At 49.5% G+C, this 14,949-nt stretch carries 13 protein-coding genes; 9 read left to right on the top strand and 4 right to left on the bottom strand.

All coding sequences use genetic code 11. The features are described from left to right. Window positions 1-3: 3 nt before the first annotated feature. From der to AC1EK1_RS04180, 4 genes are all read right to left on the bottom strand, one after another. The gene (gene der / locus AC1EK1_RS04195; RefSeq protein WP_480306754.1) at window positions 4-1,326 is read right to left on the bottom strand and encodes a ribosome biogenesis GTPase Der; all 1,323 of its coding nucleotides are present in this window, start codon (window positions 1,324-1,326) and stop codon (window positions 4-6) included. A gap of 15 nt (window positions 1,327-1,341) precedes the next feature. Then, on the bottom strand, window positions 1,342-2,238 hold the full coding sequence (gene era / locus AC1EK1_RS04190; protein ID WP_480306752.1) for a GTPase Era: 897 nt from the start codon (window positions 2,236-2,238) through the stop codon (window positions 1,342-1,344). A gap of 1 nt (window position 2,239) precedes the next feature. Further along, on the bottom strand, window positions 2,240-3,247 hold the full coding sequence (locus AC1EK1_RS04185) for a beta-ketoacyl-ACP synthase III (RefSeq protein ID WP_480306750.1): 1,008 nt from the start codon (window positions 3,245-3,247) through the stop codon (window positions 2,240-2,242). A gap of 208 nt (window positions 3,248-3,455) precedes the next feature. Further along, on the bottom strand, window positions 3,456-4,514 hold the full coding sequence (locus tag AC1EK1_RS04180) for a YeiH family protein (protein ID WP_480306748.1): 1,059 nt from the start codon (window positions 4,512-4,514) through the stop codon (window positions 3,456-3,458). 247 nt (window positions 4,515-4,761) lie between these two features. Here AC1EK1_RS04180 and lpdA point away from each other — a divergent pair, with 247 nt between their 5' ends. The 9 genes from lpdA to AC1EK1_RS04135 all read left to right on the top strand — a co-directional run bounded on the left by lpdA (window position 4,762) and on the right by AC1EK1_RS04135 (window position 14,895). Then, complete coding sequence (gene lpdA, locus AC1EK1_RS04175; protein ID WP_480306747.1) at window positions 4,762-6,117, top strand: dihydrolipoyl dehydrogenase; 1,356 nt, start codon at window positions 4,762-4,764, stop codon at window positions 6,115-6,117. A 358-nt stretch (window positions 6,118-6,475) separates the two neighbouring features. After that, window positions 6,476-7,396 carry a very short patch repair endonuclease gene (locus tag AC1EK1_RS04170; protein ID WP_480306745.1) on the top strand — a complete coding sequence of 307 codons (921 nt, stop codon included), beginning with the start codon at window positions 6,476-6,478 and terminating at the stop codon, window positions 7,394-7,396. After that, entirely contained in the window at window positions 7,383-8,207 is an 825-nt protein-coding gene (locus tag AC1EK1_RS04165) for an HNH endonuclease (RefSeq protein ID WP_480306744.1), read from the top strand. Before AC1EK1_RS04170 ends, AC1EK1_RS04165 begins: the two co-directional genes overlap by 14 nt. Further along, window positions 8,204-9,241: an HpaII family restriction endonuclease gene (locus AC1EK1_RS04160; RefSeq protein ID WP_480306742.1), complete on the top strand. Its 1,038-nt coding sequence runs from the start codon at window positions 8,204-8,206 to the stop codon at window positions 9,239-9,241. The genes AC1EK1_RS04165 and AC1EK1_RS04160 overlap by 4 nt, the downstream gene beginning before the upstream one ends. Before the next feature lie 59 nt (window positions 9,242-9,300). After that, window positions 9,301-9,585 carry a hypothetical protein gene (locus AC1EK1_RS04155; protein WP_480306740.1) on the top strand — a complete coding sequence of 95 codons (285 nt, stop codon included), beginning with the start codon at window positions 9,301-9,303 and terminating at the stop codon, window positions 9,583-9,585. A gap of 580 nt (window positions 9,586-10,165) precedes the next feature. After that, complete coding sequence (gene proS, locus AC1EK1_RS04150) at window positions 10,166-11,647, top strand: proline--tRNA ligase (protein WP_480306738.1); 1,482 nt, start codon at window positions 10,166-10,168, stop codon at window positions 11,645-11,647. A gap of 76 nt (window positions 11,648-11,723) precedes the next feature. Then, a complete protein-coding gene (locus AC1EK1_RS04145; RefSeq protein ID WP_480306736.1) occupies window positions 11,724-12,491 on the top strand; it encodes a 3'-5' exonuclease in 768 nt (255 codons plus the stop codon). Window positions 12,492-12,698: 207 nt separating this feature from the next. Next, the gene (locus AC1EK1_RS04140; RefSeq protein WP_480306734.1) at window positions 12,699-13,367 is read left to right on the top strand and encodes a DedA family protein; all 669 of its coding nucleotides are present in this window, start codon (window positions 12,699-12,701) and stop codon (window positions 13,365-13,367) included. A 79-nt stretch (window positions 13,368-13,446) separates the two neighbouring features. Beyond that, the gene (locus AC1EK1_RS04135) at window positions 13,447-14,895 is read left to right on the top strand and encodes a trigger factor (RefSeq protein ID WP_480306732.1); all 1,449 of its coding nucleotides are present in this window, start codon (window positions 13,447-13,449) and stop codon (window positions 14,893-14,895) included. The last annotated feature ends 54 nt before the right edge of the window (window positions 14,896-14,949 follow it).

The following is a 14,949-nucleotide window of genomic DNA, read 5'->3' as shown; positions in this document are numbered from 1 at the left end:
AAGTTACTTTTCTCGAAATACGAGGTTGATAGGTGTCCCACTCAGATCCCATTGCTCCCGGATCTGGTTTTCCAAAAACCTACGGTATGGCTCTTTGATCCACTGGGGTAGGTTGGCAAAGAAGATGAAAGTGGGGATTGCCGCTGTGGGCTGCATGGTGATGTACTTGATCTTGATGTACTTGCCTTTCCACGCAGGAGGTGGTGTGCGTGCAATGATCGGTAGTAGGACGCTGTTGAGCTGTGCTGTGGGGATTCGAGTCTTGCGTTTTTCGTAGATCGCTTGAGCAAAGTCCAGTACTTTCATGATCCGCTGTTTTTCGGTGGCGGAAATGAAGATGATGGGGAAGTCGGTGAAGGGTGCCAGGCGTTCTCGGATCGCATAGATGTAGTGATCCATGACCGCATTGGTTTTTTCCTCGATGAGGTCCCACTTGTTGACGCAGACGATCAGCCCTTTCTTGTTCTTTTGGATGATGGAGAAGATATTGAGGTCTTGCCCCTCGATACCCTTGGTGGCATCGAGCATAAGGACACAGATGTCGCTGTTTTCGATCGCTCTGATACTTCGTAGCACGGAGTAGTACTCTAGGTTTTCGTCCACTTTGCCTCGTCGACGGATTCCGGCTGTGTCTACCAGCGAGAAGCGGTGACCAAACTTGTTGTACTGCGTGTAGATTGAGTCGCGGGTCGTGCCGGCGACATCGGTGACAATGTGTCGATCCTCATCTAGGAAAGCATTGATCAGAGAGGACTTGCCGGCGTTTGGCCTGCCAACGACTGCGATCCTAGGAATGTCCGGCTCGGGGATGTCCTCCTGCAGCTCACCGGGAAGGCTCTCGACAACCTTGTCGAGGAGCTCTCCTGTACCACTGCCGTTGATGGATGAAATGGCAAATGGCTCTCCCAGTCCGAGGCTGTAAAACTCTGCGGCATATAGGCCCATCGCAAAGTTGTCAGATTTGTTGGCGACTAGGATTACCGGTTTTTTGGAGCGTCGTAGCAGGTGAGCCACAGCATCGTCCATCGGGGTGAGGCCGGCTTGGATGTCGACGAGGAAGAGGATCAGGTCTGCCTCCTCTATGGCGATCTCCACCTGTTTGTTGATCTCCGGCTCAAAGGCATCCTCCGAGCGTTCGATCCATCCGCCGGTGTCGACGACCGAGAAGTAGGTGCCGTTCCACTCACACTTGCCGTACTGTCGGTCTCGTGTGGTCCCGGGCTCTTCGGTCACGATGGCTGTGCGGGTCTTGGTGAGTCGATTGAATAGGGTCGACTTCCCTACGTTGGGTTGGCCTACTATGGCCACTAGTCTGCTCTTTGACATAGATTGGGTGCCGGTTTAATCCGGCTTGTATCCAAAGTTTTGTAAAATCGTGTCTCTGTTGCGCCAGTCCTTCTCGACCTTCACAAAGAGTTTGAGGAAGACTTTTTTCTCAAAAAAACGCTCCAGGTCTCGTCGTGCCACAGTGCCTACTTTTTTCAGAGCCACACCTTTGGGGCCAATCAGTATCCCCTTTTGGGACTCTCGCTCGGTGTAGATCACAGCCTCGATCCGGAGGAGGTCCGGACTATCCTTGAAGCTCTCTACGACCACCTCGGTGGAGTAGGGAATCTCTTGCTGATAGTATAGAAAGATCTTTTCTCGGATGATCTCGGAGACAAAAAAGCGTGCCGGACGATCCGTGAAAGCATCTGTCTCAAAGTAGGGCGGGTTTTCCGGCAGTAGCTCCACCACTTTTTGGCGGATGTAGGGGAGACCGGCACCGTGCGATGCGGCTATGGGTAGTATCTCTACGGCATTGGGGAGCGTCTTTTCCCAGTAGTGGATCAAGCGCTCCACCTCTTCGGGGTTGGGGGCAAGGTCTACCTTGTTGATCAGCACGAGGAGCGGGACTTTGGAGTTGCGGACAGCGAGGAGGAAGTCGCTGTTTTTCTCCGGTTCTTCTTGCGTGTCCGTCATGTAGAGTAGGATGTCGGCGTCAGCCAGTGCACTCTTGGAGAAGGAGAGCATCTGCTCCTGCATCTTGTAGGCCGGTCGCAATACTCCGGGAGTGTCGCTGTACACGATCTGTAGGTGCTCCTCGTTTACGATACCGATGATGCGGTGCCGTGTCGTCTGAGACTTATTGGTGATGATGCTCACCTTGTCCCCGACGAGCTTATTCATGAGGGTGGACTTCCCTACGTTGGGGTTGCCTACGATGTTGACAAATCCGCTCTTGAATGCCGTTGTCATCTCAGTATGCCCACTTGAGGTAAATGCTTCCGAATGTGAATCCGGCACCGAACGCTGTCAGAATCAGGTTGTCTCCCTTCCGAATCTGTCGCTCGTAGTCCCACAGGCAGAGAGGGATAGAGGCGGAGCTGGTGTTGCCGTACCGCTCTATATTGAGCATGACCTTGTCTAGGCTGAGGTTCATCCGCTTTGCAGTGGCACTGATGATCCTCATATTGGCTTGGTGTGGGACTACCCAGGCGATATCTTCGTGGCTCAGGCCGTTGCGCTCCATGATCTCTGCGGAGACATCCCCCATCTGGGTCACAGCGGCCTTGAAGACTTGTTGCCCCTCCTGGTACACAAAGTGTAGGTCTTGGTCCACTGTCTCGTGTGATGCAGGACAAGCGGAGCCTCCGGCTTTCATGATCAGGTGAGAGGCGTTGCCGGTGTTGTCGTTGCGCAAAATGACATCTTGTATACCGTTGCCATCGATCGTCGGCTCCAGTACCACGCATGCCGATCCGTCGCCAAAGAGAGGCAGTGTCGCACGGTCGCGGGGATTGGTGATGGTACTCATCTTTTCGGCAGAGATGAGGAGGACCTTCTTGTATAGTCCACTCTCTATGAATCCTCGAGCAATCTGGAGACCATACAAAAATCCCGTACATGCGCCCTGAAAGTCAAAGCAAGGAACCCCGGTTGGGATACCCACCTGATCCGCAATGATCGATGCGGTGGTCGGAAAGGGGTAGTCCGGAGTGTTGCTGGAGACCAGGACTAGGTCGATCTCATCCTTGTGGATATTGGGGTGACGTGCCAGCAGATCCTCCACTGCTTGGACGCCCATGTAGGATGAGCCCTTGGAGGGATCCTTGAGTATTCGGCGCTCCTTGATGCCGACGCGGGTTGTGATCCACTCATCCGAGGTGTCGACCATCTGTGCGATATCTGCATTAGTGAGGGTGTCCTCCGGGACGTAACCACCCACAGCGGTTATGGCCGCTCTTACTTTATTCTCCTTTGTCATGATGTTGTATCTTGGTTCTGTATTGTCCTTTTTTTGACTGTGTGAAGTCCGCTTTTCTCAAAGTGTGTAATTTGTAGAAGCGCAACTATTTCTTGCAAAGGTACCAAAAAGATGGCATTTTTATCCTGAGTGTGTAGTCGATTTTTTGGAGAGTGTGTCCGAGAAGGTGCTTGTACTCAGCCCCCTGCACCGATGGGTACCTCCCGCCTTAGGCCGGGACGATCAGTCGGACGGTCAGATAGCCGATGACCACCAGCCAGATGCAGAGGAGCAGTGCCAGAATGAACGGACGCACACCCGCTTGTCTGAATCGTGACACCTGAGCATCCATCCCAATAGCTGTCATCGCCATCGTGAGCAAAAAGTCGTCACCCACCTTTAGACCGGAGGTCATGGAGCGATAGAGGTCCTGCCAGCCTTGTTGATGTGCCAGGTAGAGTAGACCGGTGTTGACTAGGATAGCGACGACAAAGTAGATAGCGAACCAAGGGAATGAGATCTTGGTACTCTGCTGTTTTTGTAGGGTGGACTCAGTGGAATCTTGCTTGAGGCACAGGGCAAGGAGGAGCAGTACCGGAGCTAGTAGGATGACACGGATCATCTTGGTGATGGTTGCCAGCCCCGCTATCTCCGCTCCCATGCCGGCTCCTGCACCGGCCACGTGTGCCACTTCGTGCAGTGTGGCGCCCGTATAGATTGCCATTTGATGGTCGGACAGCCCTAGCCACCCGCTATGGTACATCACTGGGTACAAAAACATCAGGAGGGTGCCAAAGATCACCACCGTACTTACCGCTATCACGGTCTGGTCGGTACGTGTCCGTAGCACTGGTTCGGCCCCAAGCACGGCTGCGGCACCACATATCGCACTACCGGTGGCGCAGAGTAGTGAGAGTCGGTCATCCATGCCAAGCCAGCGTCCGATCATCCGGCCTAGGAGCAGTACGCTGGCGACCATGATGAGATCGACGACGAGGGCTTGCCAGCCGGCATACAGGACATCGGCAAGGGTCAGCCTGAAGCCGTACAAAATGATTGCCAGCCTGAGAATCTGCTTGCTCGCCAGAGCGAGTCCGGCATGCCATCCTTTCGGGATTCGGTGGTGCACGGAGTTGGCTATGAGCATGCCGAGAAGGATGCCGAGTATGAGTGGGGAGAGCCGGAGTGTGTCGCTAAAGAGAGGGAGTTGGGCAAGGGCATAGGCCACACCTCCCAGGGCTCCGGCGAGTAGTAGCCCCTTGATTTGGCCGGGATTGAGTCGGGTCATGATTTGATCTTGAGTTGCTTTTTGTGTGATTGTGTAATCTAGACAGAGTGCAAATCTAATCAAAATAGCCGGTGCGACCTCTCATCCACACGGCACATTGTCCTCTCTTGTCCACACCTCTCCGTCGAGAGCGTGCGGAATTTGTCGGAGCGTATTCGTTTCTTCTGAGGGACTTTTTTGATATATTTGTGTCGTGACCATGGAGTAACCAACGAAGTCAAAGAAACTATCATACAAAAACCATCACATGAACTACGATCTCATCATCATCGGAGGCGGCCCGGGGGGGTACAACGCAGCCACACTTGCCGCAAAGAATGGGCTCAAGACAGCCCTTTTTGAGAAAAACAAGCTAGGCGGAGTGTGCCTCAACGAGGGGTGTATCCCGACCAAGACCCTGCTATATTCCGCCAATATGTTGGACACCATACGCAGCTCCCAAAAGTACGGCATCACGATCGACGGATCGGTCGGAGCCGACTATGGCAAGATTGTCTCGCGCAAGAATAAAATTGTCCGGAAGCTGGTCTTGGGCGTGACTCAGAAGCTCAAGACTGCCGGAGTGGACGTGATAGAGGCGACAGCCAGGCTTGCCGGCTCCGGCGATGAGGGCATCCGGGTCGAGGCCGACGGACAGATCTACACTGCTCGTGACGTACTACTATGTACCGGGTCCGAGACCTCTATTCCGCCGATCGAAGGACTTGCCGAATCCGGCTACTGGACGAGCCGAGAGGCCCTTGAGGCAAAAGAACTCCCCGAGTCCATCGTCGTGATCGGTGGGGGGGTGATCGGCATGGAGTTTGTGAGCATCTACACCAGCTTGGGTGTCAAGGTGACTGTGGTCGAGATGTTGCCCAAGATATTGGGGCGAATGGACACGGAGATCTCGACTGCGCTGATGCACGAGTACGAGAGGAGGGGTGTCACCTTTTTGCTCAATACACGTGTTGTCAGTGCTTCGCCCAAGGGAATTACGGTGGAGACCGCCGATGGGGAGACCCGGAGCATAGAGGCGGATCGTATCTTGCTCAGTGCCGGACGTCGAGCCATTACCAAAGACCTCGGAGTGGAGGAGCTGGGGCTAAGTCTCCACCGTGGTGCCATCGTGACCGATGAGTACATGCAGACCTCACACCCACATGTCTATGCGGCAGGTGATGTCACCGGTCGCAGCATGCTGGCCCATGCGGCGATCCGTATGGGGGAGGTGGCTGTCCATCACATCCTGGGTCGCAAGGACGATGTGATGCGCTACGATGCCATACCGGGAGTCGTGTATACACACCCCGAGATAGCGAGCGTGGGGGTCACAGAGGACGAGATGATCGAGAGAGGCACAGCATACCGTGTCCTAAAGTTGCCCATGACCTTCTCCGGACGATTCGTCGTCGAAAACGAGGGTGAGACCGGGATATTCAAGGTCATTGTGGACGGTGAGGATCGCATCATCGGGGGACAGATGCTTGGTAATCCGGCTTCCGAATTGATCGTCATGATTGGGATGGCCATCACCGAGCGACTGACACTGGAGGATCTCCGCAAGCACATTTTCCCTCACCCAACAGCGGCAGAGATTCTGCACGAGGTTATCTACGAATAACAGCGTACCAACGTAACTATCCTAGAAAAGGGGGGCGGAATTCATCCGCCCCCCCTTTTTTTCATCCTGTCCCCCCCCTTGGGCAAAATCATACTTCGTATAAGGTTTTGGGGCACATTTTTGGACCATGAGCGAGGCGGGTACTTAGGACATTATTTTTCTCCTTTGGTTGGACTTTGCTTTTTATTCTATCCGTCTAAGTGATCGCTTCTATCCGTGCAAACTTTTGCTTCTATCTGTGAAAAGTTTCGCTTCTATCCGTGAAACTCAAGGTTATCTGTAAGTTTTTGATTTACAGTCTCTAATTGTGTGTGCATTCTCAAAATATTGGGCAACAATCATTTCCAATCGAATTAAAATGAGTATCTTCGTACATTGGATATGTTGTACGTTATCCCAAAGTCAAAAATTACCAATGGACCATTTGACAAAGGAACAACGCCATAAAAATATGGCTGCAAACAAAGGCAAAGGAACCAAACTTGAAATAATGTTTGGGAAATTCCTGTGGAACGCCGGAATAAGGTATCGCAAAAATGATAAGTCGGTATTCGGTAAACCCGATTTTGTCATTAGAGGGCCTAAAATTGCGATATTTTGTGACGGTGAGTTTTGGCATGGTAAGAATTGGGATATTAGAAAGAATGACCATAAAAGCAATTGTGAGTTTTGGCACTCTAAAATCGAGCGAAATATAGAACGCGACAAGGAGGTCAATGAAGAATTGCGCAAACAAGGTTGGAAAGTCTTTCGATTTTGGGAGACAGAAATAACAGCGAATCCTGATGTGTGTTTAAATGAGGTTTTGAATTATATGAATAGAAAATCAATAACTGACGATAAAATAGCCATCACAAAAATGTGTGGCGGAGGAAAAGTTTCGATGCAAATGTACGGACCTCATTCGCTAAATGAGGATGGAAGTATAATTTCATTTGAAGAACAAATGGCGATTGTGTCTCACTACCTGCACAATCAAGGATACAAATACGCTAAGCCATACGAGGTAAAAGCAGAAGGTCTGATAGAGGATATATACAACATTCATCAAAAGAATTCTGACGCACAATGTGTGTCAGATGTTTGTGTGCAGTATTCATTGTTCTCTGATTTGTTTGCCGTCCCGTTCTTACCGATAGAAAAGCCCCAATTTACATTCATTGATTTATTTGCGGGTATCGGTGGATTTAGAATGGCAATGCAAAACCTTGGTGGCAAGTGTGTGTTCTTCCGAATGGTATGTCTAGGCGCAAAAAACCTATCTGTTGAATTATGGTGAAGTTCCGTTTGAGGATATTTTATATAATCCACAAAATCAAAAGTCTATGAAAAATTGGACTCGCAACGAAACAATAATAGCGTTTAATATCTATTGCAAGATTCCTTTTAAAAATAGCAGCAAGATGCACCCAATGATAATCAAATACGCCAACTTGCTTGGTCGGTCTCCAAGTGCATTAAATATGAAAATTGGTAATATTGGACGATTAGATCCAGATTTAAGAAAACAAGGGATAAGCGGATTGATTCATGGTGCAAAAATGGAGGAGGAGGTTTGGAATGAATTTTATGGAGATCCAGACCGTCTTGCCTTTGAAAGTGAAAGATTGCTTTCAGAAATCACAGGTCAAAGTATCGATCAATATGCAGACATACAAATAGATGAACTACCATGTGGAAAAGAAAGAGAAGTACTAGTTAAACAACGAGTAAATCAATCTTTTTTCAGGGCTGCTGTAATGAGTTCATATAACTTTCATTGCTGTATATCAGGGATTACAATTCCTGAATTATTAGAAGCTTGCCATATTATAAATTGGGCTGATGATGCAACACACAGAACCAATCCTAAGAATGGGCTTTGCATGAATGCTTTTTTCCATAAGGCGTATGATAGGTATTTATTGGCAATTACGACAGATTTGAAAATAGAAATATCTGAAAAGTTATTGCAAAACACGGAGGATAAGGCATTTTATACATACTTAAAGGGACTAAACGGGCAGGAAATTATAAAACCTGACAGGTTTTTGCCTCGGACAGATTTTTTGGAAGTACATTACAATAAATACAAGACAAGACAAATATGATGGCATATTGGATTAGATTATTGGCTATGATATGGGAACAGAATAAGATTCAAGATTTGTTTTATCCTATCATAATGATTCTTCGTCAAGAAAAAGACGGAGGCTTCAACTATAAACTGCATGATAAAGATGTTGTTATTCAAACCCCTGAAGGAGATGAGTTATTGAGAATCCCGGCATCAGTGTTCTTAGTGGAAGCCGAAAATTTATTGAAAGCTATCAATGAAAACGATGGAGCATTTGCCGTTCCGAAAATTGAAGCCTTCATGAATCGAATTTATTGCCATTCTTTGAAGGCAAAATCATCGGATAAAACAGACATACGGATTATTTTGCACGACCGTAGAACCAAGATAAACTCCGAAATGGGATTCAGTATAAAATCCCAACTCGGAGGGGATTCAACACTATTAAATGCAAGTAAAGCCACGAACTTTAATTTTAAGATAGAGGGGACTTCTCTTTCTGATGAAGATATTGCAAAAATCAATTCTTTGAATCCAACAAGAAATAAGGTTATAGAGAGATATAAAGCAATAACAAAGAAAGGTTGCAAATTGATATTTGACAAAATGGATAATGCTACATTTCGTAATAACCTCATTATGCTTGATGGAGACCTGCCGTCCATCATTGCCAATTTGCTTTTAGAACAGTTGAATAGTGGTGTATCCACATTGAAAGAATTGGTAGAACAGATTACAGAAACCAACCCTTTGGGGTACGATACAGAACAGGCATCACCTTTTTATGCATATAAAATCAAACATCTTTTGACTTCGGCAGCATTAGGTATGATGCCCACAACTGCTTGGAGCGGAAAATTTGATGCGAATGGTGGTTATTTAGTCGTAAAGAAAGATGGTGAAATTCTTTGTTATCACTTTTACGACCGTAATCGTTTTGAAGACTATCTTTTCTCTAATGCATATCTGGAACGTTCTAGTACATCACGTCATGAATACGCATCAATAATAAAAGAAGAAGACGGTACTCTGTCATTTAAACTCAATTTTCAAGTCAGATTAAAGTAAGGTTATGAAGTTAAGACTATATACTTAATCTACGCAATGTATTTGGCCAACTCAAAGGAGTGAAAAACAACGAAATACTTTATCGAGTGGCATACGCACTGGCGAATCAATCGGGAAATGTTGTGGAGATATACCCACCCCCCCCCACTTACCGGGATACCTGCGCAGGGGCTATACAGGGAACAGTGGTCTTCCCGACAGTTCCCGAAGGGGAGTATCAAGAAAGGGTTTTGGTGAATCTGGTCGGGGAAAGAGAGTGGTATGATCTGCCAATTCTTGAAAAGCATGCAATTAGTATTCTTCCAAACTTATTGAATGGGAGGAGATCGGACGAGCTTCGGTGACTATAAATCCATCTATGGATGGGGAAAAGGTGGTTATCCCATGCGATGGATCAAGAATTAGCAAACACCCTTATTTGAAACTAACGACAACTATGAACAGTGGAGACTTCACGTTCTATTGGGTGCCGGAGGGGTCGTCCGAGAGGTGGTTTATGATGCAAGCTAACCACAAGGCTCTAAACTTCCAGGAGAAGTCATCTATCCCTTGGGATGGATGGTTCATCGGTAGCTATACCCCCCCCCTCAATGGGGCATCCCAATCAAATCAGACTCCCAAAAAGCCTTTATGACGGAAGCACTGAACTCGGAAATCGAGTTATAATAGGGTCTTTTTATTAAGGTCGTATCTAGTTTGTGTCGCTGTTATGCTGATGGAGTAATAAATATGGTTGCAGAAAACATACGTGAATATGGAAAATAATATTCAAGATTTTATTAATAAGGTTTTTGAGAAGTGGAACAAGGGGTATGTCCTCCAAATTTTATAGTACTAATATAGTAGCTTGTACTAGCTAGCACTGTATGATAAAGATATGGTATATTTGTGCCGATTAGAATACTGAGACATTACTGAACTATCATGGCAAAAGAAATAAAAGCACTGACTCCACGAAGTGAAAACTACTCACAGTGGTACAACGATCTAGTGATCAAGGCCGACCTTGCCGAGAATGCGGCGGTACGAGGCTGTATGGTCATCAAGCCCTATGGCTACGCCATCTGGGAAAAGATGCAGCAGACTCTGGATCGGATGTTCAAGGACACCGGGCACCAAAATGCCTATTTCCCGCTCCTGATCCCTAAGTCTTTTCTCAGCAAAGAGGCTGAGCACGTAGAGGGCTTTGCCAAGGAGTGCGCTGTAGTGACCCACTACCGACTCAAGACGAACCCCGATGGCGATGGTGTGATCGTGGACCCGGCGGCCAAGCTCGATGAGGAGCTCATCATCCGCCCAACCTCCGAGACCATCATCTGGAATACCTATCGTGGCTGGATCCAATCCTGGCGTGACCTGCCTCTGCTTGTCAACCAATGGGCCAATGTCCTGAGGTGGGAGATGCGGACACGACTTTTTTTGCGCACAGCTGAGTTTTTGTGGCAGGAGGGACACACTGCGCATGCCACCGAGGAGGAGGCTATGGAGGAGACAGTGCGTATGATCAATGTCTATGCCAACTTTGCCGAGAAGTACATGGCCATGCCGGTGATAGAGGGCGTGAAGACCGAGACCGAGCGATTTGCCGGCGCACTCGAGACCTACACCATAGAGGCACTGATGCAGGATGGCAAGGCATTGCAGAGTGGGACTTCGCACTTCTTGGGACAAAACTTTGCCAAGGCCTTTGACGTCACGTTTGCGGACAAAGATGGTGACCAGAAGTACGTATGGGCTACCTCCTGGGGGGTATCCACACGACTGATGGGAGCACTGATCATGACCCACTCGGATGACAATGGACTGGTACTTCCGCCACACTTGGCACCCATCCAGGTGGTCATCGTGCCGATATATCGCAATAACGAGCAACTCAACACGATCAGTGAGAGAGTAAGGCCCATCGTCGAAAAACTACGAGACCTCGGACTCAGCGTGAAGTATGACGACAATGACAACAAAAAGCCCGGGTGGAAATTTGCAGAGTATGAGCTAAAGGGAATCCCGGTGCGGTTGGCCCTCGGTGGCAGAGACTTGGAGAATGGCACGATAGAGGTGATGCGTCGTGACACGCTACAAAAAGAGACCAGATCCATAGAGGGCATAGAGGAGTATGTACGCGACCTACTGGAGGAGATCCAAAACAATATCTACCAAAAGGCGGCCGACTACCGTGCCTCACACACCTATGTGGTAGATACGTACGAGGAGTTCAAGGAAAAGCTGGATGAAGGTGGCTTCATCTTGGCACACTGGGACGGGACACCCGAGACAGAGGCCAAGATCAAGGAGGAGACCAAGGCAACCATCCGTTGTATCCCACTTGAGGGCGATACCACCCCCGGGACCTGCATCTACTCCGGTAAGCCATCGGCACGCCGTGTCCTTTTTGCACGCGCCTACTGATCCTTATTCGCAATTGACTATAATGGTGTCGGCAGAGAGGCCCATGGTATCACTCTTTTCGCATTAGATACCGATCGTGTTTTTTGCCTACATTTTCGCAACGCTCCTCAGCCTACTCTTGATCGGCCTCTCGATCCGGTGGCTGAGGAGCTTTTTTGTCACCAATCAGTCGCAGAGTACACTACCGACTCCACTCGACCCCAATAGGATTATTGATCCCGAGTGTATCTTTGCCACAGGAGTGATCGGTGGCGGAGAGCCGGAGTATGCGGTCATTGACTTCCAGGCCACCGGACTCTCGACTATGCCCGGCAAGGAGGACCGAGTGCTACAGGTGGCCTGCCTTTTGCTCGACAAGGAGCTGACACCGGTGGATAGGATGATTGCACTCGTGCGACAAGAGACTCTGGGACCGGCTCAAGCGCAAGCGGTACACCATATCCATGCCTCCGACCTAGAGGCGTATGGACAGCCGGAGGAGCAGGTGATGAATCGCCTATGGTCCAAAGTGAGGGAGGTGCCGACCCTGGTCTTTCACAATGCTGAGTACGACCTCGCAATATGGCTAGGGAGCCTGCGCACCTTTGCCCCCGAGCGAATCCCACTGCTACAAGCCAAAAAGACCGTCTGCACTATGTTGCACTTCACTGCTGAGGCCGGCGAAGATACCCACTATCCATCGCTGATCGCACTGACCTCTCGCCTGAGCGGACTGCCTCCTAGAAGTCTCTACACTGACCTACCGGTGGCATGGCGAAATGTGTGCTTGACACGCTATTGCCTCAGTCGTATCATAGGAGAGAGGAGCCACCTGACAGAGCCCACTGCTCCTCCGAGCGTCTAGGCGCAACACGGCTACCCAAGGGCCAAAGCCATCGCAAAAAAAAATAGTAACTTTGCCCACAAAAGGTGTCTCATGCCTTGCCGGAGGAGAGCACCCGAAGTGCCACGCTTCCACATTTGTTGGATGTGTCCTGAGTCTTTGCTCCGGCCGGTTGCCTTTTGTAGTACTTTTTGTTTCCCATAGTCTCACCGATAGATCCCTAGTGCCTTGGAAAGTCTACCCTTCATTGAATGGTGTCTCGACAACCTCAATTACCTCACGATATTCATCTTGATGATTATTGAGAGTTCGTTCATCCCATTTCCCAGTGAGATTGTCATCCCTCCCGCCGCCTACATGGCCGCCTCCGGAGGCGATATGCACTTGGGGCTTGTCGTCCTTTTTGGGACTCTCGGGGCACTCATCGGGGCACTCATCAACTATTGGCTGGCCGTCTTGCTCGGTCGCTCCATCGTCTACCGCATTGCTTCCGGGCGTGTGGGAGCCCTCCTATTGCTGGATCCCCAAAAGGTGGCCAAGGCGGAGCGTTTTTTTGTGAAGTACGGCGCTGTCGCTACCTTTACCGGTCGGCTGATCCCTGGGATCCGTCAGTTGATCTCCATACCCGGTGGGCTTGCTCGGATGCCGATCTCCACATTTTTGGCCTACACGACACTGGGCGCAGGCCTCTGGAACCTAGTCCTCGCACTGATCGGTTACTACTTGGCAGGAGTGGTGCCACCGGAGGAGCTGAATGCCTATGTCTCGCGCTACTCGCATGAGATCGGTCTAGGTGTAGTGGCAGTGGTGGTCGTCGCTTTGGGGGTGGTCCTCTACAAGGCGAGCCGTAGGCGCAGGGTCGATCTCGTGGACACCGATCACGATACAGAGGAGTAGCCCACTTTCTCATCAGAAATGGGTAACTTTGTCGCTACTTGAGAGAAAATAAACAACATAGAAGATAAACCATCGTTCAATGGACATTCAATTTTTAGAGAGAACGGATAGCCGAGCTGAGATTAAGATAGTACTTGCAGAGAGTGACTATGCTGAAAAAGTGGCCAAAGAGGTCAGCGAACTGAGAAAAAAAGCCAACGTCAAGGGCTTCCGCAAGGGTCATGTCCCGGAGGGAATCATTCGAAAAATGTATGGTGAGAGCATCGAGGCTGATGCAATCCAAAACACTGTGAGCGAGCAGCTGTTCAATACTCTGCGTGATGAGAAACTGTCAACGCTCGGACAACCGGTCCTGAAGAGCAGCGACCGCAAGGAGGACAAGAGCTTTGAGGCGATTTTCCAAGTCGCACTGCAACCGGAAGTCTCCGATCTTTTGAGCAAAAAGGATACGATCACTCGCTACATTCCTACGATCGAGGATGAGGATGTCGCCAAGGTACTCCGGCAGACCCTCGAGGACAGTCAGGAGGTGGTAGAGGTCACAACCGCAGGAGAGCGGGCTATGTTTTACGGTACGCTTGCTGAGCTTGATGGCGATGTCCCCAAGGAGGGTGGCTTCGTGGATGACAATTCGATCCTGTTCCCAGAGTTCATGAAAGATGCCGAGGAGAAGAAAAAGTTTGATGCAGCATCGGTCAACGACATCATCGTATTCCAACCCTTCAAGGCTTTTGAGGGCGAACCATCGGAGCTGAAATCGCTTCTAAAACTTGAAAAAGCAGAGGATCCCAAGCGTTTTGAGGGTGTGGACTTTAGCTTCCAGATCCAGAAGATCCGCGAACCTCACAAAAGCGAGATGAACCAAGCGTTTTTTGACAAAACTTTTGGGGAAGGAAAGGTCAAGAATGAGGAGGAAGCCTTGGCAGAGATCCGCAGAGTGATGGAGGATAGAGTCAAGGGTGATGCAGACTACAAGTTTGCGCAGGATCTGTCCAACTACGTCATGGAGCAAAAGTCCTCCAAGATAGAGCTTGCAGAGGACATCCTCCGGAAGTGGATCGAAAGTGGTGATACCGGCCTGGAACTCGGAGCCAATGGCACCGATCCGGATGAGCACTTTGCCAACATCATCAAGAGCCTAAAGCACGACCTATACTACCAAGCTCTTGCCAAGAAGCTAGACCAAGAGGTCAAGCCCGAGGATGTCAAGGGCTATGCTATAGCGTTCACTCGCCAACAGTTCGCGCAGTTTGGCTGGACAAACGCACCCGAAGAGATCGTGGAGAAGCAGGCTGAGCGTGTGATGAAAGAGGATCAGAACTTTGCCTACACAGCAGAGAAGCAGATCCTGCTCCAAAAGGTGGCCAAAGCCGTAGAGGAGCAAGGTATGATCACCATCAAGGAAGAGAAGATCACCGAGAAGGACCTCCACAAACTCATGACTCCGAAAGAGGAGGACAAGGAGGAGGATAAGGTGGTCGAGGAAGCAGAGCAATCCGCTGCTGAAAAAGACGAGCCCGGCAAGTAATCTCTTACGACCGGACCCACCAATAAAAGGCTAGGGAGTGCCGACAACAGTCGG

This window comes from Porphyromonas sp. C0026D3 (genome assembly GCF_056590775.1).
The sequence above is the reverse complement of the archived record's forward strand: the minus strand, read 5'-3'. Positions and strand labels throughout refer to the sequence as shown.

Excerpts from the sequence above, each read along its gene's own strand:
- der (WP_480306754.1), bottom strand. The coding sequence starts at position 1,326 with ATGTCAAAGAGCAGACTAGTGGCCATAGTAGGCCAACCCAACGTAGGG.
- era (WP_480306752.1), bottom strand. The coding sequence starts at position 2,238 with ATGACAACGGCATTCAAGAGCGGATTTGTCAACATCGTAGGCAACCCC.
- AC1EK1_RS04185 (WP_480306750.1), bottom strand. The coding sequence starts at position 3,247 with ATGACAAAGGAGAATAAAGTAAGAGCGGCCATAACCGCTGTGGGTGGT.
- AC1EK1_RS04180 (WP_480306748.1), bottom strand. The coding sequence starts at position 4,514 with ATGACCCGACTCAATCCCGGCCAAATCAAGGGGCTACTACTCGCCGGA.
- lpdA (WP_480306747.1), top strand. The coding sequence starts at position 4,762 with ATGAACTACGATCTCATCATCATCGGAGGCGGCCCGGGGGGGTACAAC.
- AC1EK1_RS04170 (WP_480306745.1), top strand. The coding sequence starts at position 6,476 with ATGAGTATCTTCGTACATTGGATATGTTGTACGTTATCCCAAAGTCAA.
- AC1EK1_RS04160 (WP_480306742.1), top strand. The coding sequence starts at position 8,204 with ATGATGGCATATTGGATTAGATTATTGGCTATGATATGGGAACAGAAT.
- proS (WP_480306738.1), top strand. The coding sequence starts at position 10,166 with ATGGCAAAAGAAATAAAAGCACTGACTCCACGAAGTGAAAACTACTCA.
- AC1EK1_RS04135 (WP_480306732.1), top strand. The coding sequence starts at position 13,447 with ATGGACATTCAATTTTTAGAGAGAACGGATAGCCGAGCTGAGATTAAG.